This window comes from Bradyrhizobium sp. USDA 326, from assembly GCF_049739485.1.
Lineage (GTDB): Bacteria > Pseudomonadota > Alphaproteobacteria > Rhizobiales > Xanthobacteraceae > Bradyrhizobium.
Window position 1 is genome coordinate 6,978,783 of the sequence record NZ_JBMGQA010000001.1, and the last position, 26,403, is coordinate 7,005,185.

A 26,403-nucleotide genomic window follows, 5' to 3' on the forward strand; every position below is an offset into this window, starting at 1 on the left:
CTTGATTGCAGATTGAGTGCCAACAACTCTTGTGAGAGACTTTCGGAGATCGGTCGCGCAAGCAATGACGCGCCGACGACAAGATACATGGGAGCGAGCGATGTCCGGGACGAAAGATTTCTCGACGACGAGGCGCGATCTTCTTCAGGCGGCAGCGACCGCCGGCGCCGCAACTGCCATGCTCGGCAGCATGGGCATAACCCCCGCACTTGCAGCCGCAGTCGGACGCAGCGAAAAGCCGCTGAAGGCGGCGTTCTCCAATGCAGGCCTCCAGGCCACCTGGTGCGCGCAGGGAAAGCAGGCCGCGGAGTTCTGGGGCAAGCTGTTCAACGTCGAGGTCACCTGGTTCGACGGCCAGCTTGATGCGGTGAAGCAGCGCGCGGCGATCGACAACATGGCCTCGCAGAAATGGGACTTCGTCGCGATCCAGGCCTTCGGCATCGGCACTCTCACCCAGCCCGTGCAAAAGATGATCGACGCCGGCACGCCCGTGATCGACATGGACACGCTGATCGCGCCGCTCGACCAGATCAACGTCCACTCCTTCCTCGCCCCCGACAACGAGTTCATGGGCGCCTCGGTGACGCAGGCGCTGTGCAACGCCATGGGCGGCAAGGGCAAGATCATCATGACGCAGGGCGCGCTCGGCCACACCGGCGCGCAAGGACGGGCCAAGGGCTTCAACTCGGTGGTCAAGCAATTCCCCGGCATCGAGGTGCTCGACACCCAGCCGGCCGACTGGGACGTCTCCAAGACCGCCCGCCTCTGGGAAACCTACCTGACGAAATACCCGCAGATCGACGCGGCGTTCTTCCACAATGACGACATGGCGCTCGCCGCCGCCAACATCATGAAGGCGCGGGGCCGCACCAACATCCTGATCGGCGGCGTCGATGCCATGCCGCCGGCGATCCAGGCGGTGAGCGAAGGCCGCATGTTCGCAACCGTGCGCAATCCGTCCTGCCGCATCCATGGCGGCGCCATCATCGCAGGCGTGTCGGCCGTGGTCGGCGGCGAGAAGAGCGGACAGGGCATCCCGAAGAATGTCGTCACCGACGGCCCGGTCGTGACCAAGGCCAACGCCGCCGGGATGCAGTGGATGCAGGATCACTTCCTGATCTGAGCCTCCAAGATCTGAACTTTCATGCCTGAGGGACAACAGCCCATCCTGGAACTTCAAGGCATCACGAAGAGCTTCGGCGGAGTCGAAGCGCTTCGTGGTGTCGACTTCGCGCTCTATTCCGGCGAGATCCACGGTCTCGTCGGCGAGAACGGCGCCGGCAAGAGCACGCTGATGAAGATCATCGCCGGCGTGCATACCGAATTCTCCGGGCACTTCCTGGTCGATGGCCAGGAGAGACATTTCCACTCGGCCCGCGATGCGCACGCGGCCGGCATCGCCATGGTGCATCAGGAGCTCAGCGTCGCGCCCGACCTGACCGTCGCCGAGAACGTCTTTCTCGGCAACCAGCCGATCAACCGGTTCGGGCTTGTGCAATGGCGGCGGATGGCGCGCGAGGCGGGCGAGCAACTCGCCCGCTTCGGCATCGATGTCGATCCGATGGCGCGTCTCGGCGACCTCCCGATCGGGCTGCAGCAGCTGATCGAGATCGCCCGCGTGCTGTTCTCCGGCGCCCGCATCGTCATCCTGGACGAGCCGACCTCCGCCCTCTCCCCGCCCGAGGTCGAGCGGCTGTTCGCCACGCTCAAGCGGCTGCGGGAGGGTGGTACTGCCATCGTCTTCATCTCGCATTTCATCGAGGACATCCTGCGCGTCTCCGATACCGTGACCGTGTTCCGCAACGGGCGGAAGGTCGCGGAGACCGCGAGCGCGGCAACCAGCAAAGGCGCGCTGATCGAGGCCATGATCGGCCGCGGCGGCGAGGCGCTCGAGCACAGCTACACCGACGACCTGATGCTGCCGCAGCCGAGCGACAGCACGGTCGTTCTCAAGGTAGATCAGCTGTCGCTGTCCCGCAGCCTGAAGGACGTCTCCTTCGAGGCGCGCGCCGGCGAGGTGCTCGGCATCTACGGCTTTATGGGTTGCGGCCAGCAGGAGCTGTCGCGCATCCTGTTCGGCAAGCTGAAGCCGGACGGTGGCACGCTTGCGGTCGAGGGCACGCCGAAGTCCTTCGCCAGCACGGCAGCCGCGCGGCGCGCCGGCGTGGCGCTGGTGCCGGAGAGCCGGCGCGACATGCTGTTTCACCAGGAGCCGGTCTACAAGAACATCTCGATCAGCATTCTGGACCGCATCTCGTCCCTGCTGCTCAAGCCGGCGCGGGAGCGCGACATCGCCAAGCGCCAGGTCGAGCAGCTGCAGATCCGGCCGCCGGTGGTCGGTCTCGATCTCGGCATGCTCTCGGGCGGCAACCAGCAGAAGGTCGCCCTGGCGAAATGGCTGACCTATCCACCGAAACTCCTGGTGCTGTGCGAGCCGACCCGCGGCATGGATGTCGGCGCCAAGAACGACGTCATCAACATCGTCCGCAACCTCCGCGCCAGGGGGCTCGCCATCATTGTGCTGTCGACCGAGCCGGAAACGGTGCTGTCGCTGGCCGACCGCATCCTCGTGCTCAAGCGCGGCGCATTGGTGCGGGAGTTCAAGAACGAGCCGGTCAGCAAGGACCGCCTGCTGGAAGCGGCGTGACGGAGAAGCACATGAGCAGCGAGACCGCTTTGGCGACAGGACGGAGGGCGCGGGGCCTTGCGCCCTTCCTGCGCTCGCAGATGCGCAACATCGCCCCTTTCCTGACGCTGATCTTCCTGACCGCCTTCTTCGCCTTCGCCAGCCCCTCCTTCGCGACACTCGACAATCTCGGCAACATCCTAACGCAGGTGTCGGTCACAGGCATCATCGCGGTCGGCCTCACCTTCGTGATCCTCTGCGCCGAGATCGACCTCTCCATCGCCAGCATCGCCAACGTCACGGGCATCGCGGTCGCCTACTTCACGCTGCAGGAATCCTACGTCAACATCGCCAACGTCCCCCTGCCCGGCGCCGTCGCCATCATCCTGTCGATCCTGCTCTGCGCCCTGCTCGGCCTCGTCAATGCGCTCGGCCTGACCGTGATCGGCATCCCCTCCTTCATCATGACGCTGGCAATGATGCAGATCGCCGCCGGCATCTCCGCGCTGCTGGTGCGCGGCCAGATTGCCTACAAGGTGCCGAGCCTGATCACGACCCTCGGCTCCGGCTCGATCGGGGGCATCCCCTGGATCGTCATCGTCGCCGCGCTGATGCTGCTCGGCGGCCACCTGGTGCTGACCTACACGCGGTTCGGCCGCTACGTCTACATGGTCGGGGGCAATCGCGAGGCGGCCGAATATTCCGGCCTCAACGTCAAGCTCATCCTCGGCGCGGTCATGGTGATCTCGGCAGTCTGCTCCGGCATCGGCGGGATGCTCGGCGTCGCGCATTTCGGCAGCGCGCAGCAGAACGAGTTCGACACCTACCTGCTCGATTCCATCGCGGCCGTCGTGGTCGGCGGCACCAGCCTGTTCGGCGGCCGCGGCGGCATCGGCAACACCATCGTCGGGCTGTTCGTGCTCGGCGTCCTCAACAACGGGCTCGACCACGTCAACATCGACAGTTTTTTGAAGATCCTGATCCGCGGCCTGATCCTCTTGGCCGCATTGGTCATCAACGTCTATGCGCAGCGCTTGAGGGAAAAGGCGGCGGAGTAGACGACGCTCAAAACAAAAAACCGCGAAAACAACCCCATGCACAGTAGCCGGCGCCAGTGGAATCAATGGCTTGCCCGCCACGTCGAGGGATTGCTGATTTTACGAAGTAAATTTTGACACGTCGGGCAAAACAGGGGTATGCTGTCATCATGCCGGCGGCTTCGATGAGCCATAGCTTGCCTCGTCATTGCGAGCGCAGCGAAGCAATCCAGAGTCTTTCGGCGGCGGCAGTCTGGATTGCTTCGCTGCGCTCGCAATGACAACGATGGCTCTCAGCGATCTTGGAGCTTCTCCGGGAGCCTTGAGTCATTTCCGGGCCGCACATCATGCGGTTGCGTTCACGAGATGGTCCGATACCGTCGAGATGAACGCGCGAAGACGCTCGAGACGCCGCAGGTCCCGGTGGTATCCCATCCAAATGTCTCGCGCTGGCGGCGGCGTCGGCAGTTTCAGTCTGCGGATACCCGGGATCTGATTGCCGACCACGCGGGGCAGGACAGCGATGCCGACCCCTTGCCTGCACATGCGCCCCTGGACGTTGCGGTTGTTCGATCGCAGGACCAGTCTGGCGTTGGGGAAACTCTCGATGAGCCACGCGATGTCAGGGAAATTCCCCGTGGATGTGTCATGGGTGATCAGCCGGAAACCGGCTCCATCGCCATATTTGGGATCAGCCGCCTCCTCGGCGATGTAGACGCCGTACTCGAGCCTGAAGAGCCGCCGCTGAACGACATCGGCAGTGTCGAACGGAACGATACGAAAAGCGACGTCGGCCTCCCGTTGGGCAAGGTTGAACCGGCGCGTGCCGGTCAGGATCTCGACATCGACATTGGGGTAGGCTTTCGAGAAATCCGCCAGGACAGGTGGGAGGACATAGGCCCCAAACCAGTCCGCTGACGAAATGCGCAGACTGCCTTTGAGATTCTGCTCCTGCCCCGCAAGCCGGCGCTCCATGGCCAGCGCGCCTTCTTCCATCTGCTCGGCCAGTGCGACGATCCCGTGGCCCTCTTCGGTCAGAACGAGACCGTCCGCTGTGCGCTGGAAGAGCGTGTGACCGATCGCCTCCTCAAGTGCGCGAAGACGCCTGCCGACGGTCGGATGGCTTGTCTGAAGAGAACGCGCGGCGCCGCCGAGCGTGCCGGATCGCGCAATCGCAAGAAAGATTCTGACGTCACTCCATTCCATCGCGACCACCCACACAAAACTGAACGCCGAGAGTACAATTATGTCACTCAAAGAACAAATCTAAGCACCTAGATCCCTGCCATCGCCTGGAGGTGCGTTCTTCTGTGGAATTCCCCCGACCCATGAGGGCCGCCGCTTGGGTGACACTGGCTGTGAACGTGCACTTCCCGCTGTGCGGGAAGCTAGGGACCTTATGGGCTGGTCAGCGGCCGCGGGTTCTTTCCGCAAGGTGATGGCGCCGGGCTAATCGCGGTTGGTCGTCTGAAAACAACTCGGAGAAGAAGCAATGAAAACTTGGCTCATCACAGGCTGCTCAAGCGGCTTCGGCCAGCGGCTCGCGCTTGCTGCCGCACAGCGCGGCGATCGGGTCATCGCGACGGCCCGCAATGTCAAGACGATCGCGGAAATGGCCGAGCCTTTCGGCGGCCGCATGATCACCTTGCCACTCGACGTGACCGATGCGGCGGCAGCCAAGGCAGCGGTCGCAAAGGCGGTCGAGACCTTTGGCGGGTTTGACGTGCTCGTGAACAATGCCGGCTACGGCCTGTTCGGCGCGATCGAGGAAGGCACGCCCGAGGAATATCGGCCGATGTTCGAGGTGAACGTCTTCGGTCTGATCGAAACCACTAGAGCCGCCCTGCCCGTCCTGCGACGTGCGGGCGGAACGATCGTCAACATGTCGTCCGGCGCGGGCATCGCGGGCGGCAGCGGCGGAGGTTATTACAATGCCGCCAAGTTCGCCGTGGAGGGGATTTCCGAAGCTCTCGCCGGCGAGCTGGAGCCGTTCGGCATCCGCGTGCTGCTCGTCGAACCCGGGCCGTTTCGCACCGATTTCCTTGGCCGTTCGATCACGATGGCGACCAACGAGATGCCGGAATACGCCGCGACCTCACGCAAGCACTATCGCGAAACGAACGACGGCAATCAGGCGGGCGATCCCGACAAGGCGATCGCGGTGATCCTGCAGGCAGTGGACGCCGATGACGCCCCGCTTCATCTGCCGCTCGGCCCGATCGCGCACGCGATCGCCGAGCGAAAGCTGGCCGCCTTCCGCAGCGATATCGACGCCTGGCGCGATATCTCGATCGCCACGGATTTCGACCAGCGCTGAGCGCTGGTCGCGAGCTCTGTTTGAACGTCGACATCTGACCGGAAAGCGATCATGATCGCAACTTTGAAGGGGTTTACCCAGCAGCTGGTGCCGGTGAATGGCATCAAGATCAACGCCGTCACGGGAGGCTCAGGCCCGCCGATTCTTCTGCTTCACGGCTGGCCGGAAACTTGGTGGGAATGGCACCATGTGATGCCGCTGCTGGCCGAGCATTTCAGCGTGGTGGCCATGGATCTGCGCGGCGCCGGCTTTTCCGACTGCCCGCTCGACGGCTATGACAAGGCGACGATGGCGCGCGACGCGCATGAAGTGATGGTTGCCCTTGGGCATGAACGCTACGCCGTGTGCGGACATGACATCGGCGGAATGGTCGCCTTGCCGCAGGCCGCTCTCTATCGGGAGGCTGTTACCCACCTGGCCGTCCTCGACGTTCCGCTTCCCGGCTGGACCGGATGGGAGGCGACGACCGCAAGGCTCTGGCACTTCAGCTTCCATATGAACCGAGACCTACCAGAGCGCCTGATTCATGGCCGTGAATATGACTATGTTTCGACCTTCATGGCAGAGCGGTTCTACGATCACAGCACCTTCAATCCGGCGGACATCGAGATCTACGCCAAGGCGATGGCGCTTCCTGGCCGCACGCGCGGCGGCATGGAATGGTACCGCACCCTCGCCGCCGATCATGCGACTGCGCTCGAGTACAAGAAGCAACCGCTCGATATACCGGTGCTTGGCCTGGGTGGGGACCAGCGGTTCGGTGCGCAGATGGTGCCGATGCTCAAGGAGTTCGCCACCAATGTGAGGGGCGGCTCGATCGCCCGGTGCAGCCACTATGTCGCCGACGAGCGGCCGGATGAAGTCGCAACCGCCCTGATCGAGTTCATCAAGGCCAACTGAAACTCGGCGCCCGCGCCGTCGTGGGCCGGGCGGATCGCGAGGCTGCGGGGAAATTGCGCTGCAGAAACGCGATGGATCGAATCAACAGCAAAGGAGACTGTCATGACCGCACCCGTCATTCGCGGCGTCAATCATATCGGCATCACGGTGCCCGACATCGAAGCAGCAAAATCGTTCCTGGTCGAAGCGTTCGGCGGCCAGGTGATCTACCAGTCCTTCGGACCGCAGGATCCGCCGCGGCAGGGACCCGACTTCGAGCGGGCCGTTGGCGCTTTTCCGGGAACGGTCGTGCGTGCGCAGGCAATGGTCAAAATCGGAACCGGACCCGATATCGAGCTCTTCGAAATGCACGGTCCCGAGCAAGCCAAGCCGATCCGGGCGAGCGACTTCGGCATCACGCACTTCGCTCTCTATACCGACGACATCGACGCATCGGTCGAGCGCTTCGAGAAGGCGGGAGGCACCCTCCTCACCGCGCCACGCGCTATTCCCTATGCAACCGAGAAAGGTCCTGGAAACAAGGTCTGCTACTGCCGCATGCCGTGGGGCACGACGATGGAATTCATCACAACGCCGGACCGCATGGCCTATCATGACCAGACGGATCTGCGCAGGTGGCAGGACGAGGACTGAGCAGGGCGCGAACAGGGACCCGCATCAGTTAGTCGCGGCGATGCTGACGCTGTCGGACGGTTCGGCGAGTGCGCAGCCGCGACGGCTGTCGTGACGGATCGACCGCGCCGGCGGTCAGCCCATCCGGGTGAGCCTGACCGTCTTCAGCGCCTGTCTCATGCCGCTATGCGCTGCGAGCGGCGAAGTTCGTACGACTTCAGCTCGCAACCACCATCGCCTTCTGGCTGTGAATGAGTCCGAGCCCTAGCTCCCGATCTCCCGGTCCGGCGGCAGCCGCGAGAAGCGGAAATTGCAGTGGCTGGCCCCTCCTGCCAAGGTCTGCGTCCTTTCCAGACGGATGCCTCGCGTGGCGTAGGCGTCGAAGTCGAGGCCGCAGATGTTGGGCAAGATCTCGGTCTCGCCATGTCGCGCCGCGAGCTTGCAGAAGCCGCAGGCCCTGTAGTTGATGCCGAACTCGAATTCATCGCCGGGACCCGGCTCGACGAAATCGTAGACGAAGTCCTCCGGAAACTCCTTTTGATGGCTCTCCGTGGTGCTCCGCGCGGCCTGCTCACGCAGCAACACCTGGTTCTCCGACGACATGAACTGACGTCCCAAGGCAAGGCGTTCCGCTTCCGGCTCGGTGAGCAATTGCGCCTTGTAGGTCTCCCGCTCGATCTCACCGATCACAGGCACCGGCACGCCGTGGCGCCGGAGCACCCGACTGATGGCCATGAAACCGGTCAGGCGCATGAAGAAATCGCTCATGCGGCTGGCTGCACCACCGACATAGGGCATCTGCGTGAGGACGATCCCGAATTCGTCCATTACTTCCTGCCTGATCCCATGGACATCGGAGAGGTGCGCGCGCTCGCGCAGCATCGGCTCGGCAATGTCGAGGCGGCCACGCATGGCGGCCTCCATTGCTTCCCGATGCGTCTGGTAGAAGGGATGGATCTCGGCCATTGGACACCTGATATGATTGGCTCTGCGACGCCGGCGGCGCCGGCTTCATTCCGCGGCGATCGCCTCGATCTCCAGCAGCCATTTGCTGTCGACGGTTTGCGCAATGATGACCGTGAGCGCGGGTTCGTGTCCCGCCAGCATCTTGCGCCGAACGGCACGATTGGGCACGACCTGACTGAGGTCGGTCAGGAAAGTGGTGACCTTGACCAGATGCTTGACGCCAAGGCCGGCGGCGGCGAGCACCTCGATGACATTGCACCAGGCCTGCTCGCATTGCGCTTCGAAACCTTCGGGCACGCTGCCGCCGGATGTCTCCGGCACCTGGCCGCTGATGAACAGCAGCCGTCGATGCTGACTGAGTTCAAGTCCCATGCTGTAACCACCGGCGGGAGCATGGACCGTTGCGGGATTGTGGCTGACGATGTGAGCTGGGGACATAGGGTCTCTCGGGATTGCGGCTTGACCGTATCCGGCGGCAGCGCCGCAGCGCAAAGCATCATTCCTGCGTTTCAGCGCAAGAAAATCTATTGCAAGAGCTCGGTTCATCAGTGTCAAACTGCGTTGCGATGACCTACGCCCTTCCCCCGCTCAACGCGCTCCGCGCCTTCGAGGCCGCCGCCCGGCATCTCAGCTTCAAGCTCGCCGCGCACGAGCTGCACGTGACCCCAGCCGCCGTGGGGCAGCAGGTGAAGGCGCTGGAGGCCCGCCTCGGCGTCCAGTTGTTCGAGCGGCTGCATAAGCAGCTCATCCTCACCGCCGCGGGCCGGTCCTATCTGCCCGGAATATCCGAGGGTTTTCGCCACATTGCGGAGGCGACCTCGCAATTGAAACCGCCAGGTGCGGTGCAACTGCACCTGGGAGTCCACGGCGGCATCGACCTGCGCCGCCTGGGGCTGGCGGAGTTTCGCAGCGCATATCCGGACATCGGCCTGCGGGTGCTGCAACCCGCGGGCTTGCACGAACTCGTCGAGGGCAAGGTCGATCTGTTGATCGGCCGCGGTCTCAGCCACCATCCCGGTTATCGCTGCGACCGGATCGATGGGGGATCGGGCCTCGGTGATTGGCTGGTTGCACCCGAAGGTACCGCGGATTGCCCGGAGATCGTCAGCTTCCGCGAATGGCTGCGCCCTCTGCTGGCCGACGTGCCGCTGCCGAGCCAGCGTCGTCCTCGCCTCGTCGACGTCAACAGGCGTTGAACTCTCAGCCAGACAGCTCCGGCATCCAGTCCCGCAGTTTTCGCGCAGCGCCGGTGACGTCAGCAATCGTCGGAAACGCCGCCGTTTCCACCATCATCGCCCGCGCCAGGCGCACTGCCCGGGCCTCACAGGTCGCGCGCGCCTGCGGGTCTTCGATCAGCTCGAAATCGATATTGTGAGCAAGACCGAAGATGCGGCGGATGATCTTGGCCGCGGCGAAGCCGACCGTGTCGGCGAACAGACGCCGCATGTAGGCCTGCCGTTCGGCTTCCAGCCGTGCTGCCCCCTTCTCGCCCGCGAAGAGCGAGACGGGATAGCCATCGCCTTCCGCGCCGGCGCGCCAGAGGTCGAGGAATTTGCGGGCGAATTCGTTCCAGACCTGCTCGACGGTCTCCAGCAGCCACGTCTCGAACGCGCGGCGATCGCCCGGCGCGCGCTCGTGGCCGCTTGATGCAAAGTAGGCCATCAGCAGGTTCGCCAGCACAGCGCCGACATCGAAGCCCATCGGACCGTAGAACGCAAATTCAGGGTCGATCACCCTCGTCTCGTTCTCCGTCACCATGATGGAGCCGGTGTGGAGGTCGCCGTGAAGCAGCGCTTCCGGGCTTGCCATGAACTTCAGCTTCAGGCGGGAGATCGCAATGTGCAGATCCATGTCTTCGCGCAGCTCAGCGGCCAAGCCGTCGAGATAGGGCGAAGTCCAGCGGTTCTGCTCGGCGATGCGGTACGGATCGGTGAAGATCAGATCCTCCGTGATCTTGCACAGCGCGTGGTTGCCGGCAAAGGCGGCGATGCCCTGCTTCTTCTCGGCTGCGGACAGCGCGAGGTCGGAGGTGAAGAACAAGGTTTGCGCCATGAAGGTGGTGATGTCGTCCACGAAACGGGGATATCGCGTCGCCGCAACCAGCCCCTTGCGCATGATGATGTGCGGCTCGAGCAGCTCCATCACGGTCAGCGCCAAGGCTTCGTTGTGATGCAGCAGCGCCGGCACGAGGCCGGGCGCGAGCTCGGCCTGCCGGGACAGAGCGAGATATTCGTAGTGGGCCCGCGACAGCGGCAGCGGCCAGCTTTCGCCGACCAGCCGGACATAAGGCAGCGCCTGCTTCACGGCGATGCCGCCGCGCGCGCCCTTGACGATGAAGACGAGGTTGAGATTGCCGTCGCCGACCTCGGTGATCTCCCAGGAGGACGGCTCGTCGCCGAGCAGCGCCTTGAGCTCCGAAACCCCTGCGAGATAATCCCGCAGGTCGGCTTCATGTAGAATCCGATAATCCCCTGCCCGGTCCCCGGTCATGACGATCCCATCCCACGTATCGACCGTATCGTTACTCCCGACGCTGGGAAGCTCGAGCCGATCCCGGCCATTCTTTTGATCGGATCGTATTCGCAATCAACGCGGTCTGCCACCCGCCTGTCGCTGTCGCACTCCCGGCGCAGCCACCATCCCGGCCCGCCCCCGGATCGGCCCGGCAACGGCTCCGTGCAGCGACCCATCGACGGTCAGCACTCTGGACGAGCTGGGACGCTTGGTCGCGAGCGTGCCGATCTAAGGAACACAATCGGGCCAAGACAGTTTTGCGTGTCTGACCTTTTGAAGGAGCTGCCAGATGCGCCGCGGAATGCCCTCCATGACTGCCCTTCTGGCAATGCTGGCCATTGCCGGATATCAGAACCGCGACAAATTGGCCGAGCTGCTGAAAGGCGCAGGGAGCGGCTCGTCCGCGGGCGGTCAGCAACCGCTTGGGGGCGTGCTCGGCAATCTCGGCGGCATGCTCGGCGCGGGCGGAATCGGAGGCCTGCTCAATGGCGGAATTGGCGAGCTCCTGGAGCGGTTCAACCAGAGTGGGCAGGGTGACATTGCCGATTCATGGGTAAAACCCGGTCCCAACAAGGAGATCGCCTCGCCGGAGCTCAAACAAGCCATCGGCACTGACGTCCTGGATAAGCTCGCGCAGCAGACCGGGCTCTCTCAGGACGAGATCGTCTCACGGCTATCCCGCGAGCTTCCTTCCGCAATCGACAAATACACGCCGGATGGGCGCCTGCCCGAGGCATAGAAGCGGCCGCTCAACTCAGAAGAGGTGTACACATGAGCCTTCTTTGGACCATCATCATTGGTTTTCTCGCCGGCGTGATCGCCAAGTTCATCATGCCCGGCGACAATGAACCTTCCGGCTTCATCCTGACGACCATCCTCGGCATCGTCGGCGCGTTCGTTGCCTCCTATCTCGGGCAAGCGCTGGGTTGGTATCGTCCAGGCGAAGGGGCCGGCCTGATCGGTGCGGTGGTCGGCGCCATCATCGTGCTGTTTGTTTACGGTCTCTTCGCCGGCCGGCAACGCCGAGCGATCTAGTTTAGGACTGGCGAGAGCTGCTGGCAGGCCCGCTCTCAGCGGAATGCCTGCCGGATTGCTTGCTTCACGGCGATGCCGTTGCTGCCGCGACTTGGCGCGCCTCTCAAATGCGCTGGGCCAGCCAGATGGTGTGACCACCGCAATCGGGGTCCTCGACCACGTGCGACACCGTGCGGAATCCCTTGCGGTCGAGCAGCGATCGATACTCGGCCGGATCCAGGCTGGCATGATACAGCGGCTCGCCGCCGAGCACGCCGATCGCCTCGCCCTCAGCCGGGCCGCTCGTGAACATCAGCGCCGCCTCAGGCTTCGCATGATCCCGGAAGATCGGGAACATGCGGCGCTGGTCGTCGAAACAGAGGTGAAAGAAGCTATCCCAGGCAAGGATGCCGCAAAATCGCCGGCCCATCGCAAGCCGGCGCATATCGGCGACGATCCATTCCTGCTCCGGGAAACGTTGTCGGGACGCATCAATCATGGCCGGCGAGGAATCCACTCCCGTCACGCGATGATCAAGCCCGATCAGGTATCTCGCCATCGGCTCTGCCGAGCCGCAGCCGAGATCGAGGACGGAGCCGGCCGGCGGCAGCAGCGCACGGAAACGGCCGAGCCAAGCCTGTTCGAACAGACAGCTCCGTGCACGGCTGTCGATCCAGTCCGATGCCTTGCGCTGATAGAGATCGATGATGTGGTCGGCGGATTGCGATGCCATTCGAGAGCTCACACGCTGCGCTCGCGACTAGCTAAAGCGCGATGCTATGAGGATGAAATTGTCATCGCGCTTTAGGTCGTTGTTTGAGCATGATCTTTTCGGAAAACCGGTGCGCACTTTTCCGGATCATGCTTTAGAAGGTCTCCCGCTCGAGGAAGCTGGAGCCGATATCGGCCTTCCTCTTGATCGGATCGAAATCACAATAGACGCCGTCCGCCACCAGCGTGTAACTGGCGCTGACGGTGTATTTGTCTGTTTTGACCGAGTTCAGCCCGATCACCGACGTGCTCTTGCCTCCGTTCCACCTGAACGGCGTCGAGCTCTTGGCCTGCTCGCAGGCCATCACCGCCTCGTTGAAGACAGAGCCCTCGACGAACGCCTTCAGGGTGCGGACCTGCACGGCCGTCTTCCATTCGAAATAGCCGATGGCACCGAGCCCCGCGACGATCAGCACCAGAAGCGCGACGACGATACGCTGAAAAGTCATTGGTTTCCCCTCAACCTCAATATGCAAACTATCTCCGGCGTCATTACGAGCGCAGCGAAGCATTCCAGAGTCTTTCGGCGGAGGAATCCTGGATTGCTTCGCTGCGCTCGCAATGACGAGCCTGACGAGAGCTGTAGTCTAACGCGGGTCGACGCGCTCGGCAGGAGCCTTAGAACGGCATTCCCATCAATTTCGACAGGCGCTCGATCGAGAGATAGCCGGCCCGATAGGCCGCTACGCCGATGCCGTAGACCACCGCCGAGATGATCGTGGTCCAGATCAGCTTGCGGCCCATCCGCGTCAGGATCGGCGCGCCGGGATCGGTGCCGGGCGCGCCGACGCCATCCTCGTGCTGGCTGCGCACGCCGAACGGCAGCGTCAGGAACAGCGCGACCCACCAGATGACGAAGTAGATCGCAAGCGCGGTCGATATCTGAATGGCCATGGGGCGGCCTTACGCCTGCTCGATCTCGACCAGCGCGCCGGAAAAGTCCTTCGGGTGCAGGAACAGCACCGGCTTGCCGTGGGCGCCGATCTTCGGCGTGCCGTCGCCCAGCACCCGCGCGCCTTCCTTCACCAGCGTGTCGCGCGAGGCGATGATGTCGACGACCTCGTAGCAAACATGGTGGATGCCGCCGTCGGCGTTGCGTTCGAGGAACTTCGCGATCGGCGAGGCCTCGCCAAGCGGCTCGATGAACTCGATCTTGGTGTTGGGCAAGGTCGCGAACACGGTCGTGACGCCGTGCTCGGGCAGCGGAACGGCTTCCGAGATCTGAGCGCCGAACGCCGCACCGTATATCTTTGCGGCCTTGACGGCATCCTTGGTCGCGATCGCGACATGGTTGAGGCGACCCAGCATGGTTCTTCTCCCTCAGCGCGTGATCCCGAGATCACGCCTAATCTACACTGTCAGTACGTGTACCAGACAGGGGGGCTTTTTGCCCCAATGTTCGTTGATCACGGCCCGGACGGCGCGTCGCACCGACTCGGCCAGGGCGTCGGGATCGCGGCGGCGCGCCTTCGGCAGGCCCTCGATGGTGGACATCACGGCGTCGAAGACGATGTCGTCGAAGAGCTCGCCGGCCCTGTTCTTCTCGGGGATGCCGACGAGATCGACCTCCGGATCGTCGGCGAGCTCGCCTTGCGCCGTCATGGCGATGGCGACGAAGGCGCAGCCGGAAAAGGCCATGCGGCGACGCTCGATCACCGCGCGGGACTTGGAGTCCTCCAGAATCGTCCCGTCCTTGTAGAGACGGCCGAAAGGCACCTCCCCGACGATGCCGGGATCGCCGGGGCCGAGCTTGACGAGGTCGCCGTCGCGGCAGACCAGCACGCGCGGCACGCCGGCGGCGCGCGCCAGTTTTGCGTGCTCGTGCAGATGCAGGGCCTCGCCATGGACGGGGATCAGGAGTTGCGGCTTCACCCAGGAAATCAGGTCGCGCAGCTCGTCGCGGCGGGGATGGCCGGAGACGTGGACCAGAGCGTCGCGGTCGGTGATGATCTCGATGCCCTGGAGCACGAGATTGTTGACGATCGAGCTGACAGCCTTCTCGTTGCCTGGAATGGTGCGCGAGGAGAAGATGACGCAGTCGCCCCGGTTGAGCGTGATCTCGGGATGGTCGTCGTTGGCGATGCGCGCCAGCGCCGCACGCGACTCGCCCTGGCTGCCGGTGCACAGGGCCAGCACCTTGTCCTGCGGCAGGTGGCCGTAGACCTCGGGCGAACGGAAATTCTGCACGCCGTCGAGATAGCCGGTCTCGCGGGCAACCTGCACCACGCGCTCCATGGCGCGGCCGACCACGACGACCTCGCGGTCGGCAGCCTTCGCCGCCTCGGCCACCGCCTTGATGCGGGCGACGTTGGAGGCGAAGGTCGTCACCGCGACGCGGCCCTTGGCTGACTTGACGAGCTCGATGATGGTCCGGGCGACCTCGGCTTCCGACGGCGAGCGGCCGTCGCGCACGGCGTTGGTGGAATCGCCGATCAAGGCCAGCACGCCCTGCTCGCCGAGTTCGCGCAGCCGCTTCTCGTCGGTCGGCGCTCCAAGGGTCGGAGTCGGGTCGATCTTCCAGTCGCCGGTATGCAGCACGATGCCGGCTTCGGTGTGGATCGCCAGCGCGTGCGCTTCCGGAATCGAATGCGCGACGGGAATGAACTCGACGTTGAACGGGCCGATATCGACGCGGCCGCCGGAGGGGACCACCGTAACAGGAATCTCGGGCGCATTGCGCTCGGCTGCGCATTTGGCCTCGAACAACGCCGCGCTGAACCTGGTGGCGTAGATCGGGCATTTCAGTTTCGGCCAGAGATCGATGATGGCGCCGAAATGGTCCTCATGGGCGTGGGTCAGCACGAGGCCCATCAGGTTCTTGCGCTCCTTCTCCAGGAAGCTGATGTCGGGCATGATCAGGTCAATGCCCGGCAGATGCTCCTCGTCGCCGAAGGACACGCCGAGATCGACCGCCAGCCAGGCGCGCTGGTGGCGGTTGCCGAGGCCATAGATCGACAGGTTCATGCCGATCTCGCCGACGCCGCCGAGGGGTGCAAACACGAGTTCGTCGGGCCTTGCCATCACGCAGCTCCCACGGAGGCAACGGGGCCGAAGAACACTTCGCCCGCAGCCACGGGCACGAGGCGGCCCTCCGCGGTGCGGACGATCAGGCAGCCGGCGTCGTCGATGGTGTCAAAAATGCCTTCCAGCGTCATCGCTCCCGTGTGGATCGCGACCTTCTCCCCGAGGCCGGCAGCGCGCTCGAGCCAGAGCTTGCGGATCTCGGCAAAGCCGCGGCCATTGTCCCAGATCCCGCGGAACTCGACCCAGGCATCCGAGAGGGCCGAGAACAGCTCCTCCGCGCTGATCTGGACGCCGAGGGCGGCCAGCGACACCGCGGGCGTCGGGGTGCCCTCGGGCGCTGCGACCACATTTGTGCCGATGCCGACGACGACAGCGAGGCCGCCACTGACGGCTTCGGCCTCGAGGCCAATGCCGACCAGCTTCTGGCCGCCGGCCAGCACATCGTTCGGCCATTTCAACGCGTAGCGGGGGCGGCCCTCGCCGAGGCGCAGAGCGGCCTCGAGGCTGACCTTCTCCAGTGCCGCCTCCTCCGCCAGTCCGGCGGCAAAGCCGAGCGTGGCGGCGACGGCCGGGGCAACGTCCATCACTTCGAGGATGCTGGCGGCGAGATTGCCGCGCGGCGCGATCCAGGCGCGCTGGCGGCGACCGCGGCCGGCGGTCTGCTCCGACGTGACGAACCACATCGGGCCACGCTCGCCGGCCCTGGCGCGCTCGATCGCCTCGGTATTGGTCGAGCCGGTCCGCTCGAAAGCTGCGAGCTTGTAGCCCGCCGACAGTGCGCGAGGACCGAGCGCGAAAGCCATCCTAGAACAGCGACTTTGCCGCGGCGGAGGCGACGCTCACCACCGGACCTGCGAACAGCGCGAACAGGATGTTGAACAGGCCCGCCACCGCCAGCACCGTCCGCACTTCGATGCGCACCGGATCGACCTGGCCGGCCGGCTCGTCGAAGTACATCGTCTTGACGATGGCGAGGTAGTAATAGGCACCCACCACGCTGGTCAGCACGCCGATGACGGCGAGCGTGAACAGGTTCGCCTTGATGGCAGCGACGAAGACGTACCATTTGGCGAAGAAGCCGGCGAGCGGCGGGATGCCGGCGAGCGAGAACAGCAGCATCGCGAACATGAAGGCGAGCAGCGGATTGGTCCGCGACAGGCCTGCGAAATCGCTGATCTGCTCCACCGCCTGGCCGTTGCGCTTCATGGCGAGGATGATCGAGAACGAGCCGAGCGTCATCGCGACGTAGATCACGATGTACATCAGGACGCCCTGCGCGCCCTCGACCGTGCCGGAGGCAAGGCCGACCAGCGCGAAGCCCATGTGGCCGATCGACGAATAGGCCATCAGGCGCTTGATGTTGGTCTGGCCGATCGCGGCGAAGGAGCCGAGCGCCATGGAGGCGATCGCCACGAACACCAGGATCTGCTGCCACTGCGAGACGATGCCGGGGAATGCCGTCAGCGTCACGCGGGTGAAGACGGCGAGCGCGGCCACCTTCGGCGCGGACGCGAAGAAGGCGGTGACCGGGGTCGGCGCGCCCTCATAGACGTCGGGGGTCCACATGTGGAACGGCACCGCCGAGACCTTGAAGCAGAGGCCGGCGAGCAGGAAGACGAGGCCGAAGACCAGCCCGACATTCGAGACCGTGGCCGCCGCGGCGATGCCGGTGAAGCTCACCGTTCCGGTGAAGCCGTAGACCAGCGAGGAGCCGTAGAGCAGCATGCCCGAGGACAGCGCGCCGAGCACGAAATACTTCAGGCCGGCTTCGGTCGACTTGGCATTGTCGCGGTTCGAGGCGGCGACGACGTAGAGCGCCAGCGACATCAGTTCCAGGCCGAGATAGAGCGAGATCAGGTCGCCGGCCGAGATCAGCACCATCATGCCGAGCGTCGAGAGCAGCACCAGGATCGCATATTCGAAGATGCGGCGCGACGGGTCAGACAGGAACTCGGCCGACAGGACCAGGGTCACCGCCGAGCCGATCAGGGCCAGGATCTTCATGAAGCGGGCGAAGTCGTCGACGATGAAGCTGCCGCCGAAGGTCACCTGCTTGCCCGCAGGCTGCATGTAGACGAGCGCGCCGACCACGATCAGGAGCACCACCGCCAGCGACGTGACCGTCCTGGTCGTCTCCTGCCCGCGATAGGCTCCGAGCATCAGAAGCGCCATCGCGCCGACCGCGAGCACGAGCTCGGGCAGCACCGGCGCCAGTTGATAACCTGCAGACTCAAAGCTCATGGCGATATCCTGACCTGCCCGATCACTGGAGCAGTGCGGCGGCCTTCATGGCCGTCACAGCGGTGTTGTAGTTGTTGACGAGTTGCTGGACCGAGGCGGCCGACATGTCGAGCACCGGCTTCGGCCAGACGCCGAACAGGATCGTCAGCGCGATCATCGGGAACAGCGTCAGGCATTCCCGGAAGGTGAGATCCTTCATGCTCATCAGCGACGGCTTGACCAGGGCCCCGAACACGACCTTGCGGTAGAGCCACAGCGCATAGGCCGCCGACAGGATCACGCCGAAGCTGGCGAAGAACGCGGTCGGGATCGAGACCTTGAAGGTGCCGAGCAGCGTCATGAACTCGCCGACGAAGCCGCTCGTTCCGGGCAGGCCGACATTGGCCATGGTGAAGACCATGAAGGTCATCGCGTAGAGCGGCATCCGGTTGACGAGGCCGCCATAGGCCGCGATCTCGCGGGTGTGCAGGCGGTCGTAGACGATGCCGACGCAGAGGAACAGCGCGCCGGAGACGATGCCGTGCGAGATCATCTGGAACACGCCGCCGGCGACACCCTGCATGGTGCCGGCGAAGATGCCCATGGTGACGAAGCCCATATGTGCCACCGACGAGTACGCGATCAGCTTCTTCATGTCCTCCTGCATCAGCGCCACCAGCGAGGTGTAGATGATGGCGATGGCCGAGAGCGTGAAGATCAGCGGCGCGAAGTCGTGCGAGGCCAGCGGGAACATCGGCAGCGAGAAGCGCAGGAAGCCGTAGCCGCCCATCTTCAGGAGGATCGCGGCGAGGACCACCGAGCCCGCAGTCGGCGCCTCGACGTGCGCGTCGGGAAGCCAGGTGTGCACCGGCCACATCGGCATCTTCACCGCAAAGGAGGCGAAGAAGGCGAGCCACGCCCAGGTCTGCAGGGACCGCGGCACGGCCGTGTGCATCAGGGTCGGGATGTCGGTGGTGCCGCCGTTCCAGTACAGCGCCATGATGGCGAGCAGCATCAGGACCGAGCCGAGCAGCGTGTAGAGGAAGAACTTGAACGAGGCATAGACCCGGCGCGGACCGCCCCAGACGCCGATGATCAGGAACATCGGGATCAGACCGCCCTCGAAGAACAGGTAGAACAGCACGAGATCGAGCGCCGAGAAGGTGCCGATCATCAGCGTCTCCAGGATCAGGAACGCCATCATGTATTCGCGGACGCGGCTCGTGATCGCCTTCCAGCTCGCGATGATGCAGAACGGCATCACGGCGGTGGTGAGGATCACCAGCGGCAGCGAGATGCCGTCGACGCCCATATGATAGGTGATGCCGGTGGCGAGCCAGTTCGCCTTCTCGACGAACTGGAAGTCGGGATTGGACGGGTCGAAGCGCATGACCAGGATCACCGACACCGCGAAGGTGATCAGCGTGGTCCACAGCGCGATCCAGCGCGAGTTGCGCTTGGCCGCCTCGTCATCCCCGCGGCTGAGATAGACGATCAGCGCGCCGACCAGCGGCAGGAACGTCGTGACCGAAAGAATGGGCCAGGTTGTCATTTACTGGCCTCCAAAGCCGAACATGAACCAGGTGATCAGGCCGGCGGCGCCGATCAGCATGGCGAATGCGTAGTGATAGAGATAGCCGGTCTGGATCTTGACGACGTTGCGGGTGACGTCCAGCACGCGGGCCGAGACGCCGTCGGGGCCGAAGCCGTCGATGATGAAGCCGTCGCCCTTCTTCCAGAGCTGATAGCCGATCCACTTCGCCGGACGGACGAAGATGAGGTCGTAGAGCTCGTCGAAGTACCATTTGTTGAGCAGGAACTGGTACAGCATCGGCTGCGTCTTCGCGAGCTCGACCGGCAGATAAGGCCGGCGGATGTAGAACAGGTACGACACCAGGAAGCCCAGCACCATCATCACCGTCGGCAGGAAGGCGATGGTCTGCGGGATGTGGTGCATCTCCTCGATGATGTGCGGGTTCATCTTCACGGATTCGCGGAAGAATTCTTCGATGCCGTGACCGGCGAACAGCTCCTTGAACGGAAGGCCTGCGACGAACGAGCCGACCGCGAGCACGCCGATCGGGGTCAGAATCCAGAGCGGAGCCTCATGGGCTGCCTCGTAGTGATGCTCGTCATGCGGCTCGCCGTGGAAGGTCTTGAAGATCAGGCGCCAGGAGTAGAACGAGGTCAGGCCGGCGGCGACGATCGTCATCAGGAAGCCGTACACCGCAAACGGATTGTGCGAGGCATAGGCGGACTCGATGATCGCGTCCTTGGAGAAGTAGCCGGCGGTGAGCGGAAAGCCGGTGAGCGCCAGCGTGCCGACCACCATCACCGCATAGGTGTAGGGGATCTTCTTCCAGAGGCCGCCCATGTTGCGGATGTCCTGCTCGTGGTGCATCGCGTAGATCACCGAGCCGGAACCTAAGAACAGCAGCGCCTTGAAAAAGGCGTGCGTGAACAGGTGGAACATGCCGACCGAATAGGCCCCTGCCCCCATCGCCACGAACATATAGCCGAGCTGCGAACAGGTCGAATAGGCGACGATGCGCTTGATGTCGTTCTGGACGAGACCGATGGTCGCCGCGAAGAACGCGGTGGTCGCGCCGAAGAACATCACGACGGCCTGTGCGTTCGGGGCGAGCTCGAACAGCGGCGACAGGCGCGCCACCATGAAGACGCCGGCTGTGACCATCGTCGCGGCATGGATCAGCGCCGAGACCGGGGTCGGGCCTTCCATCGCGTCCGGCAACCAGGTGTGCAGCAGGAACTGCGCCGACTTGCCCATCGCGCCCATGAACAGGAGCAGACAGGTCAGGGTCAGCGCATCGGCGTGCCAGCCGAGGAAGTTGACGGTCTTGCCGGTGAGACCGGGCGCCGCGTGGAAGATGGTCTCGAAATCGGTCGAGCCGACCAGCATGAAGATGGCGAAGATGCCGAGCGCGAAGCCGAAATCGCCGACGCGGTTGACCACGAAGGCCTTTATCGCGGCCGCGTTCGCCGACGGCTTCTGGTACCAGAAGCCGATCAGCAGGTAGCTGGCCAGACCCACGCCTTCCCAGCCGAAGAACAACTGCACGAGATTGTCCGCGGTCACCAGCATCAGCATGGCGAAGGTGAACAGGCTGAGATAGCCGAAGAAGCGCGGCCGGTTCGGATCCTCGTCCATGTAGCCGATGGAATAGAGGTGCACGAGCGAGGACACGGTCGTCACCACCACCAGCATCACGGCGGTGAGCGTGTCGACGCGCAGCGTCCACCAGACCTGGAGGTCGCCGGAGAAGATCCAGGGCAGCAGCTGGATCCTGTAGTCGTGGTGCATGAATCCGACATCGACCAGCGTCATCCAGGACAACGCCGCCGAGACGAACAGCAGCGCCGTGGTGATCAGCTCGGCGCCGCGCGAGCCCGCCGCTGGCGGCTCGACCGGACCATGGCCGTGATCGTCGTGCCCGTCGCCGGGCTCATGGTGCGTCGCGTGGATGACCGAGGCGTCCTCGTTGATCGTATCGGACGCATGAGCGTGCGCGTGACCATGGTCGCCGTGATGCTCGAGCTCGTCGCCCGAGGGATTGCGAGCATGCGCGCCCACAAGCGCGATCAGGCCGGCCAGAATGGCGCCCAGCAGAGGCAGGAAAACGATTGCCTGAACCATTTGAGAGCTCAGCCCTTCATCAGATTGACGTCCTCAACCGCGATCGAGCCGCGGTTGCGGAAATAGACCACCAGGATGGCGAGACCGATCGCGGCCTCAGCAGCCGCAACCGTCAGCACCAGCAGCGCGAAGACCTGGCCGACGATGTCGCCGAGGAAGGTCGAGAATGCCACGAGGTTGATGTTGACCGAGAGCAGGATCAGCTCGATCGACATCAGGATGACGATGATGTTCTTGCGGTTCAGGAAGATGCCGAGGATGCCGAGCGTGAACAGGATCGCTCCGACCGCCAGATAATGTCCGAGCCCGATCGTCATTTCACCCACTCCGCCGCATCGGCGTCCGAGAGCCCCTGCCCCGGCGCCACCTTGCGCATCGCCATTGCCATCTCGGGCGTGCGCGCGTTCTGAACGTTGATGTCCTGCCGCTTCACGCTGGCCTTGTGGCGCAGCGTCAGCACGATGGCGCCGATCATGGCGACCAGCAGCACCATGCCCGAGAGCTGGAAGTAGTGGATGTACTTCGTATAGAGCACGAGGCCGAGCGCCTCGGTGTTGCTGACATTGGCCGGGATCGCCGCCGTGATCGTCTTGGAGACGCCGGGATTGATGACCCAGAAGCCGACGGTGAGCAGCAGCTCGAACAGGAAGATGCCGCCGATCACGAGACCGACCGGCAGGTACTCGATGAAGCCCTCGCGCAGCTCGAGGAAGTCGACATCGAGCATCATGATCACGAACAGGAACAGCACCGCGACCGCGCCGACATAGACGACGATCAGCATCATGCCGAGGAACTCGGCCCCCATCAGCACGAACAGGCCGGAGGCGTTGACGAAGGCCAGGATCAGGTACAGCACGGAGTGCACGGGATTGCGCGAGACAATCACCATGACGGCCGAGGCGACGCAGACGCCGGCGAAGAGATAGAAGAACAGCGCGGGAAGGATCATCAGGCATTCCCCGTCATTCCGGGGCGTGGGCAAAGCCCGCGAACCCGAAATCTGGAGGTTGTGGCGCGAGATTCCGGGTTCGCGCTTGGCGCGCCCCGGAATGACGAGGATATGGCGGGAAGGATCATGCTCTCATCTCACCGGTACGGCGCGTCGAGCTCGATCGCTTTCGCGATCTCGCGTTCCCAGCGGTCGCCATTGGCGAGCAGCTTGGCCTTGTCATAATAGAGCTCCTCGCGGGTCTCGGTCGCAAACTCGAAGTTCGGGCCTTCGACGATGGCATCGACCGGACAGGCCTCCTGGCAGAGGCCGCAATAGATGCACTTCACCATGTCGATGTCGTAGCGGACGGTGCGGCGGGTGCCGTCGTTGCGGCGCGGGCCGGCCTCGATGGTGATGGCCTGCGCCGGGCAGACCGCCTCGCACAGCTTGCAGGCGATGCAGCGCTCTTCGCCGTTCGGATAGCGGCGCAGCGCGTGCTCGCCGCGGAAGCGCGGCGAGATCGGGCCCTTCTCGAACGGATAGTTCAGCGTCGGCTTCGGCTGGAAGAAATAGCGCATGGCGAGGAAGAACGCCGAGACGAATTCCGACAGCAGAAGCGAGCGTGCAGTGGCGTTGATATTGATACCCATGACGGCCCTCACTTCGGCGCGATGCCGGCGAAATGCAGCACGCCGGCCACCACGATCACCATCACGAGCGACAGCGGCAGGAACACCTTCCAGCCGAGGCGCATCAGTTGATCGTAGCGGTAGCGGGGCACGATCGCCTTCGCCATCGCGAACAGGAAGAACATGAAGAACAGCTTGAGCGAGAACCAGATGATCCCCGGCACCCAGTTGAAGGGCGGCAGGTCGACCGGCGGCAGCCAGCCTCCGAGGAACAGGATCGTCGCCAGCGCGCACATCGTGACGATCGCGACATACTCGCCGAGCATGAACAAGAGGTACGGCGTCGAGCCGTACTCGACCATGAAGCCGGCCACGAGCTCGGATTCCGCTTCGACGAGGTCGAAGGGCGGACGGTTGGTTTCCGCCAGCGCCGACACGTAGAACACCACGAACATCGGGAACAGCGGCCAGACGTACCAGTTCAGGATCGTGAGCTGCGGCAACCCGATCAGGCTGGCGAAACCGCGCGCGTGCTGGGCCTCGACCACCGCCGTCAGGTTCAGCGTGCCGGCGCAGAGCAGCACCGTGATGATGACGAAGCCGATCGAGACTTCGTACGACACCATCTGCGCCGCCGAGCGCAGCGCCGCCAGGAACGGGTACTTCGAGTTGGACGACCAGCCGGCCATGATGATGCCGTAGATCGACAGCGACGAGATCGCGAAGATGAAGAGGACACCGACATTGATGTCGGCGATCACCCAGCCGAGATTGGTCGGGATCACGGCCCAGGCGGCGAGCGCGAGCACGCACGAGACCAGCGGCGCCAGCAGGAACACGCCCTTGTTGGCGCCCGCAGGAATGATCGGCTCCTTCAGCACGAACTTCAAGAGGTCGGCAAAGGACTGCAGCAGCCCCCACGGGCCGACCACGTTCGGGCCGCGACGGATCTGCACCGCCGCCCAGATCTTGCGGTCGGCAAGCAGGATATAGGCGATCGCGACCAGCAGGACGACCAGCACGAGGACACTCTGCGCGATCATGATGATCAGCGGCCAGAGGAATCCGGTCCAGAATGCGCTTTCGAAGAATTCCATCAGATCACGCTCACTCCGCTGCGGTCAGCATGTGCCCGGAGGCGAGGCGCGAGCATTCCGCCATCACGGCGGATGCACGCGCGATTGGGTTGGTCAAATAGAAGTCCTCGACCAGGGGCTTGAAGGGCGCCTTTTCGGGCGAGCCGCCCTTCCCCGCCAGCTTCTTGATCTGGTCGGCAGAGGCGGCCTCGATCTGGCCGAGACGGATCAGATGCGGCACCGCTTTGAAGATCGCCTGGCGCAGCGCTGCGAGCGAGTCGTAGCCGAGCTTCTTGCCGAGCGCTTCGGACAACGCGCGGATGATCGCCCAGTCCTCGCGGGCTTCGCCCGGTGGAAATGCGGCGCGGCCGGTCATCTGCACGCGGCCTTCGGTGTTGACGTAGATCGCGGACTTCTCGGTGTAGGCTGCGGCCGGCAGGATCACGTCGGCGCGATGCGCGCCGCGGTCACCATGGGTGCCGATATAGACGACGAAGGTGCCGTCCGGCGCCTTGATCTCGTCGGCTCCTAGCAGGAACAGCAAGTCGAGCGTGCCGAACGTCGTCATCTGCGCAGCGTTGAGCCCGCCACCCGTGGCGGAGAAGCCGATGTCGAGCGCACCGACGCGCGAGGCGGTCTCGTGCAGCACGCCGAAACCGTTCCAGCCGTCCTTCACAGCGCCGACGTCGAGCGCGAGCTTGGCGGCGGCGGCAAGGATGGCCGCGCCGTCGTGACGTGCGGCCGCGCCCGCACCGACCAGGATGATCGGTTTCTCAGCGTTCTTCAGCACGTCCGTGAAGGAGTGCTTGCCGGCCGCGACGTCGGCGAGCGTCTCGGCGCCTGCGCCGAGATGGTCATAGTCGTAAGTGAGATCGGCCTTGGGGCCGATCACGCCGACCTTGAAGCCACCGGCACGCCAACGCTTGCGGATGCGGGCGTTGAACACGGCCGCCTCTTTCCGCGGATTGGCGCCGATGACGAGCAGCGCGTCGGCCTGCTCGACGCCCGCGAGCGTCGGGTTGAAAATATAGGAGCCGCGGCCAAGCGCCGGATCGAAGGCATCGCCGCCCTGCACCGCCAGGTTGGCAGAGCCATATCTGGCGAGCAAATCCTTCAGCGCGAACATCTCCTCGACACCGGCGAGATCGCCCGCGATCGCGCCGATGCGCTTGCCGTCGGTGCGCGCCGCCTTGGCGGCGATCGCGGCAAAGGCCTCGGGCCAGGTTGCCGCGCGCAGCTTGCCGGCCTCGCGGATATAGGGCCGGTCGAGCCGCTGAGTGCGCAGGCCATCGACGACGTGGCGGGTCTTGTCGGAGATCCACTCCTCGTTCACGGCCTCGTTGATGCGCGGCAGGATACGCATCACCTCACGGCCGCGGGTATCGACGCGGATCGCAGATCCCAGGCCGTCCATGACGTCGATCGACTGGGTCTTGCCGAGCTCCCACGGGCGCGCCGCGAACGCATAGGGCTTCGAAGTCAGCGCACCGACCGGGCAGATGTCGACGAGGTTGCCCTGCAGTTCCGACGTCAGCGCGTGCTCGAGATAGGTGGTGATCTCCATGTCCTCGCCGCGGCCGGTGGCGCCCATCTCGGGGGCGCCGGCGACTTCGGCCGAGAAGCGGACGCACCGCGTGCACTGGATGCAGCGGTTCATCGAGGTCTTGACCAGCGCGCCGAGATATTTGTCCTCGACCGCACGCTTGTTCTCGGCGAAACGGCTGGTGTCGACACCATACCCCATCGCCTGGTCCTGAAGGTCGCACTCGCCGCCCTGGTCGCAGATCGGGCAATCCAGCGGATGGTTGATGAGAAGGAATTCCATCACGCCTTCGCGCGCCTTCTTCACCATCGGCGAACGGGTCGAGATCTCCGGCGGCTCGCCCTTGGGACCCGGACGGCAATCGCGCACGCCCCAGGCGCAGCTCGCGACCGGCTTCGGGCCGCCCTTCACCTCGACGAGGCACATCCGGCAATTGCCGGCGATCGACAGCCGCTCATGATAGCAGAAAGCGCGGAATCTCGGCGCCGGCCGCCTCACACGCCTGGAGCAGCGTGTATTCGGCGGGGACGTCGATCTCTTTGCCGTCGATGATGAGCTTGGTCAT

Annotated in this window: 26 protein-coding genes and 1 pseudogene; 9 read left to right on the forward strand and 18 right to left on the reverse strand. The window is 64.3% G+C overall.

The window, feature by feature from the left end; genetic code table 11:
- The first annotated feature begins 100 nt into the window (after positions 1–100).
- Genes ABIG06_RS32875 through ABIG06_RS32885 form a run of 3 tightly spaced genes read left to right on the forward strand, consistent with a single transcriptional unit; the run spans position 101 to position 3,684 of the window.
- Positions 101–1,123, forward strand: coding sequence for a sugar ABC transporter substrate-binding protein (locus ABIG06_RS32875; RefSeq protein ID WP_199751272.1), 1,023 nt, complete (start codon positions 101–103; stop codon positions 1,121–1,123).
- A gap of 21 nt (positions 1,124–1,144) precedes the next feature.
- Entirely contained in the window at positions 1,145–2,647 is a 1,503-nt protein-coding gene (locus tag ABIG06_RS32880; protein ID WP_370140063.1) for a sugar ABC transporter ATP-binding protein, read from the forward strand.
- An 11-nt stretch (positions 2,648–2,658) separates the two neighbouring features.
- Positions 2,659–3,684, forward strand: a complete 1,026-nt coding sequence (locus ABIG06_RS32885) for an ABC transporter permease (protein WP_370112553.1) — start codon at positions 2,659–2,661, stop codon at positions 3,682–3,684.
- A gap of 324 nt (positions 3,685–4,008) precedes the next feature.
- Here ABIG06_RS32885 and ABIG06_RS32890 read toward each other — a convergent pair whose 3' ends face one another.
- The gene (locus ABIG06_RS32890) at positions 4,009–4,869 is read right to left on the reverse strand and encodes a LysR family transcriptional regulator (RefSeq protein WP_124158079.1); all 861 of its coding nucleotides are present in this window, start codon (positions 4,867–4,869) and stop codon (positions 4,009–4,011) included.
- Positions 4,870–5,155: 286 nt separating this feature from the next.
- Here ABIG06_RS32890 and ABIG06_RS32895 point away from each other — a divergent pair, with 286 nt between their 5' ends.
- The 3 genes from ABIG06_RS32895 to ABIG06_RS32905 all read left to right on the forward strand — a co-directional run bounded on the left by ABIG06_RS32895 (position 5,156) and on the right by ABIG06_RS32905 (position 7,513).
- A complete protein-coding gene (locus ABIG06_RS32895) occupies positions 5,156–5,980 on the forward strand; it encodes an oxidoreductase (protein WP_370140064.1) in 825 nt (274 codons plus the stop codon).
- Positions 5,981–6,031: 51 nt separating this feature from the next.
- Positions 6,032–6,880 carry an alpha/beta fold hydrolase gene (locus ABIG06_RS32900; RefSeq protein WP_370140065.1) on the forward strand — a complete coding sequence of 283 codons (849 nt, stop codon included), beginning with the start codon at positions 6,032–6,034 and terminating at the stop codon, positions 6,878–6,880.
- Positions 6,881–6,982: 102 nt separating this feature from the next.
- Complete coding sequence (locus ABIG06_RS32905; RefSeq protein WP_370140066.1) at positions 6,983–7,513, forward strand: VOC family protein; 531 nt, start codon at positions 6,983–6,985, stop codon at positions 7,511–7,513.
- Positions 7,514–7,756: 243 nt separating this feature from the next.
- On the opposite strand, the gene ABIG06_RS32910 is transcribed toward ABIG06_RS32905, so the two are convergent.
- Together ABIG06_RS32910 and ABIG06_RS32915 are read right to left on the reverse strand one after the other, a co-directional pair.
- Positions 7,757–8,458, reverse strand: coding sequence for an L-2-amino-thiazoline-4-carboxylic acid hydrolase (locus ABIG06_RS32910; protein ID WP_370140067.1), 702 nt, complete (start codon positions 8,456–8,458; stop codon positions 7,757–7,759).
- Positions 8,459–8,503: 45 nt separating this feature from the next.
- A complete protein-coding gene (locus ABIG06_RS32915) occupies positions 8,504–8,896 on the reverse strand; it encodes a RidA family protein (protein WP_370140068.1) in 393 nt (130 codons plus the stop codon).
- Positions 8,897–9,024: 128 nt separating this feature from the next.
- On the opposite strand from ABIG06_RS32915, the gene ABIG06_RS32920 reads away from it, so the two are divergent.
- On the forward strand, positions 9,025–9,654 hold the full coding sequence (locus tag ABIG06_RS32920; RefSeq protein ID WP_370140069.1) for a LysR family transcriptional regulator: 630 nt from the start codon (positions 9,025–9,027) through the stop codon (positions 9,652–9,654).
- A 4-nt stretch (positions 9,655–9,658) separates the two neighbouring features.
- Here the strand turns inward: ABIG06_RS32920 and mtnK are convergent, their stop codons facing one another.
- Positions 9,659–10,948 carry an S-methyl-5-thioribose kinase gene (gene mtnK / locus ABIG06_RS32925; protein WP_370140070.1) on the reverse strand — a complete coding sequence of 430 codons (1,290 nt, stop codon included), beginning with the start codon at positions 10,946–10,948 and terminating at the stop codon, positions 9,659–9,661.
- Positions 10,949–11,261: 313 nt separating this feature from the next.
- Here mtnK and ABIG06_RS32930 point away from each other — a divergent pair, with 313 nt between their 5' ends.
- Positions 11,262–11,711, forward strand: coding sequence for a YidB family protein (locus tag ABIG06_RS32930; RefSeq protein WP_370140071.1), 450 nt, complete (start codon positions 11,262–11,264; stop codon positions 11,709–11,711).
- A gap of 32 nt (positions 11,712–11,743) precedes the next feature.
- Positions 11,744–12,007, forward strand: a complete 264-nt coding sequence (locus ABIG06_RS32935; RefSeq protein WP_036010147.1) for a GlsB/YeaQ/YmgE family stress response membrane protein — start codon at positions 11,744–11,746, stop codon at positions 12,005–12,007.
- Positions 12,008–12,110: 103 nt separating this feature from the next.
- On the opposite strand, the gene ABIG06_RS32940 is transcribed toward ABIG06_RS32935, so the two are convergent.
- The 14 genes and pseudogenes from ABIG06_RS32940 to nuoG form a co-directional block, all read right to left on the reverse strand.
- On the reverse strand, positions 12,111–12,719 hold the full coding sequence (locus ABIG06_RS32940; protein ID WP_370140072.1) for a class I SAM-dependent methyltransferase: 609 nt from the start codon (positions 12,717–12,719) through the stop codon (positions 12,111–12,113).
- Positions 12,720–12,852: 133 nt separating this feature from the next.
- Positions 12,853–13,206, reverse strand: a complete 354-nt coding sequence (locus ABIG06_RS32945) for a hypothetical protein (RefSeq protein WP_370140073.1) — start codon at positions 13,204–13,206, stop codon at positions 12,853–12,855.
- Positions 13,207–13,375: 169 nt separating this feature from the next.
- Positions 13,376–13,651, reverse strand: a complete 276-nt coding sequence (locus ABIG06_RS32950; protein WP_370140074.1) for a DUF1467 family protein — start codon at positions 13,649–13,651, stop codon at positions 13,376–13,378.
- Positions 13,652–13,660: 9 nt separating this feature from the next.
- Positions 13,661–14,065 carry a methylmalonyl-CoA epimerase gene (gene mce / locus ABIG06_RS32955; RefSeq protein WP_370140075.1) on the reverse strand — a complete coding sequence of 135 codons (405 nt, stop codon included), beginning with the start codon at positions 14,063–14,065 and terminating at the stop codon, positions 13,661–13,663.
- Positions 14,066–14,107: 42 nt separating this feature from the next.
- Positions 14,108–15,778 (reverse strand): ribonuclease J, encoded by a 1,671-nt coding sequence (locus ABIG06_RS32960; protein ID WP_370140076.1) that lies wholly within the window; start codon positions 15,776–15,778, stop codon positions 14,108–14,110.
- Entirely contained in the window at positions 15,778–16,584 is an 807-nt protein-coding gene (locus ABIG06_RS32965; RefSeq protein WP_124158065.1) for a biotin--[acetyl-CoA-carboxylase] ligase, read from the reverse strand. Before ABIG06_RS32965 ends, ABIG06_RS32960 begins: the two co-directional genes overlap by 1 nt.
- A 1-nt stretch (position 16,585) precedes the next feature.
- Complete coding sequence (gene nuoN / locus ABIG06_RS32970; protein ID WP_124158064.1) at positions 16,586–18,022, reverse strand: NADH-quinone oxidoreductase subunit NuoN; 1,437 nt, start codon at positions 18,020–18,022, stop codon at positions 16,586–16,588.
- Positions 18,023–18,044: 22 nt separating this feature from the next.
- On the reverse strand, positions 18,045–19,553 hold the full coding sequence (locus ABIG06_RS32975; protein ID WP_124158063.1) for an NADH-quinone oxidoreductase subunit M: 1,509 nt from the start codon (positions 19,551–19,553) through the stop codon (positions 18,045–18,047).
- Positions 19,554–21,656: an NADH-quinone oxidoreductase subunit L gene (gene nuoL / locus ABIG06_RS32980; protein ID WP_370140077.1), complete on the reverse strand. Its 2,103-nt coding sequence runs from the start codon at positions 21,654–21,656 to the stop codon at positions 19,554–19,556.
- A gap of 8 nt (positions 21,657–21,664) precedes the next feature.
- Positions 21,665–21,973, reverse strand: coding sequence for an NADH-quinone oxidoreductase subunit NuoK (gene nuoK, locus ABIG06_RS32985; RefSeq protein WP_008547737.1), 309 nt, complete (start codon positions 21,971–21,973; stop codon positions 21,665–21,667).
- Positions 21,970–22,608, reverse strand: coding sequence for an NADH-quinone oxidoreductase subunit J (locus tag ABIG06_RS32990; protein ID WP_061027048.1), 639 nt, complete (start codon positions 22,606–22,608; stop codon positions 21,970–21,972). The genes nuoK and ABIG06_RS32990 overlap by 4 nt, the downstream gene beginning before the upstream one ends.
- Before the next feature lie 137 nt (positions 22,609–22,745).
- Positions 22,746–23,234: an NADH-quinone oxidoreductase subunit NuoI gene (gene nuoI, locus ABIG06_RS32995; protein ID WP_024341235.1), complete on the reverse strand. Its 489-nt coding sequence runs from the start codon at positions 23,232–23,234 to the stop codon at positions 22,746–22,748.
- A 14-nt stretch (positions 23,235–23,248) separates the two neighbouring features.
- Positions 23,249–24,316, reverse strand: a complete 1,068-nt coding sequence (nuoH, locus tag ABIG06_RS33000; protein WP_124158061.1) for an NADH-quinone oxidoreductase subunit NuoH — start codon at positions 24,314–24,316, stop codon at positions 23,249–23,251.
- Positions 24,317–24,326: 10 nt separating this feature from the next.
- Positions 24,327–26,403, reverse strand: a pseudogene (nuoG, locus tag ABIG06_RS33005) (NADH-quinone oxidoreductase subunit NuoG).

Coding starts and splice junctions, on each gene's coding strand:
- ABIG06_RS32875 (WP_199751272.1), top strand. CDS start 101: ATGTCCGGGACGAAAGATTTCTCGACGACGAGGCGCGATCTTCTTCAG.
- ABIG06_RS32880 (WP_370140063.1), top strand. CDS start 1,145: ATGCCTGAGGGACAACAGCCCATCCTGGAACTTCAAGGCATCACGAAG.
- ABIG06_RS32885 (WP_370112553.1), top strand. CDS start 2,659: ATGAGCAGCGAGACCGCTTTGGCGACAGGACGGAGGGCGCGGGGCCTT.
- ABIG06_RS32890 (WP_124158079.1), bottom strand. CDS start 4,869: ATGGAATGGAGTGACGTCAGAATCTTTCTTGCGATTGCGCGATCCGGC.
- ABIG06_RS32895 (WP_370140064.1), top strand. CDS start 5,156: ATGAAAACTTGGCTCATCACAGGCTGCTCAAGCGGCTTCGGCCAGCGG.
- ABIG06_RS32900 (WP_370140065.1), top strand. CDS start 6,032: ATGATCGCAACTTTGAAGGGGTTTACCCAGCAGCTGGTGCCGGTGAAT.
- ABIG06_RS32905 (WP_370140066.1), top strand. CDS start 6,983: ATGACCGCACCCGTCATTCGCGGCGTCAATCATATCGGCATCACGGTG.
- ABIG06_RS32910 (WP_370140067.1), bottom strand. CDS start 8,458: ATGGCCGAGATCCATCCCTTCTACCAGACGCATCGGGAAGCAATGGAG.
- ABIG06_RS32915 (WP_370140068.1), bottom strand. CDS start 8,896: ATGTCCCCAGCTCACATCGTCAGCCACAATCCCGCAACGGTCCATGCT.
- ABIG06_RS32920 (WP_370140069.1), top strand. CDS start 9,025: ATGACCTACGCCCTTCCCCCGCTCAACGCGCTCCGCGCCTTCGAGGCC.
- mtnK (WP_370140070.1), bottom strand. CDS start 10,948: ATGACCGGGGACCGGGCAGGGGATTATCGGATTCTACATGAAGCCGAC.
- ABIG06_RS32930 (WP_370140071.1), top strand. CDS start 11,262: ATGCGCCGCGGAATGCCCTCCATGACTGCCCTTCTGGCAATGCTGGCC.
- ABIG06_RS32935 (WP_036010147.1), top strand. CDS start 11,744: ATGAGCCTTCTTTGGACCATCATCATTGGTTTTCTCGCCGGCGTGATC.
- ABIG06_RS32940 (WP_370140072.1), bottom strand. CDS start 12,719: ATGGCATCGCAATCCGCCGACCACATCATCGATCTCTATCAGCGCAAG.
- ABIG06_RS32945 (WP_370140073.1), bottom strand. CDS start 13,206: ATGACTTTTCAGCGTATCGTCGTCGCGCTTCTGGTGCTGATCGTCGCG.
- ABIG06_RS32950 (WP_370140074.1), bottom strand. CDS start 13,651: ATGGCCATTCAGATATCGACCGCGCTTGCGATCTACTTCGTCATCTGG.
- mce (WP_370140075.1), bottom strand. CDS start 14,065: ATGCTGGGTCGCCTCAACCATGTCGCGATCGCGACCAAGGATGCCGTC.
- ABIG06_RS32960 (WP_370140076.1), bottom strand. CDS start 15,778: ATGGCAAGGCCCGACGAACTCGTGTTTGCACCCCTCGGCGGCGTCGGC.
- ABIG06_RS32965 (WP_124158065.1), bottom strand. CDS start 16,584: ATGGCTTTCGCGCTCGGTCCTCGCGCACTGTCGGCGGGCTACAAGCTC.
- nuoN (WP_124158064.1), bottom strand. CDS start 18,022: ATGAGCTTTGAGTCTGCAGGTTATCAACTGGCGCCGGTGCTGCCCGAG.
- ABIG06_RS32975 (WP_124158063.1), bottom strand. CDS start 19,553: ATGACAACCTGGCCCATTCTTTCGGTCACGACGTTCCTGCCGCTGGTC.
- nuoL (WP_370140077.1), bottom strand. CDS start 21,656: ATGGTTCAGGCAATCGTTTTCCTGCCTCTGCTGGGCGCCATTCTGGCC.
- nuoK (WP_008547737.1), bottom strand. CDS start 21,973: ATGACGATCGGGCTCGGACATTATCTGGCGGTCGGAGCGATCCTGTTC.
- ABIG06_RS32990 (WP_061027048.1), bottom strand. CDS start 22,608: ATGATCCTTCCCGCGCTGTTCTTCTATCTCTTCGCCGGCGTCTGCGTC.
- nuoH (WP_124158061.1), bottom strand. CDS start 24,316: ATGGAATTCTTCGAAAGCGCATTCTGGACCGGATTCCTCTGGCCGCTG.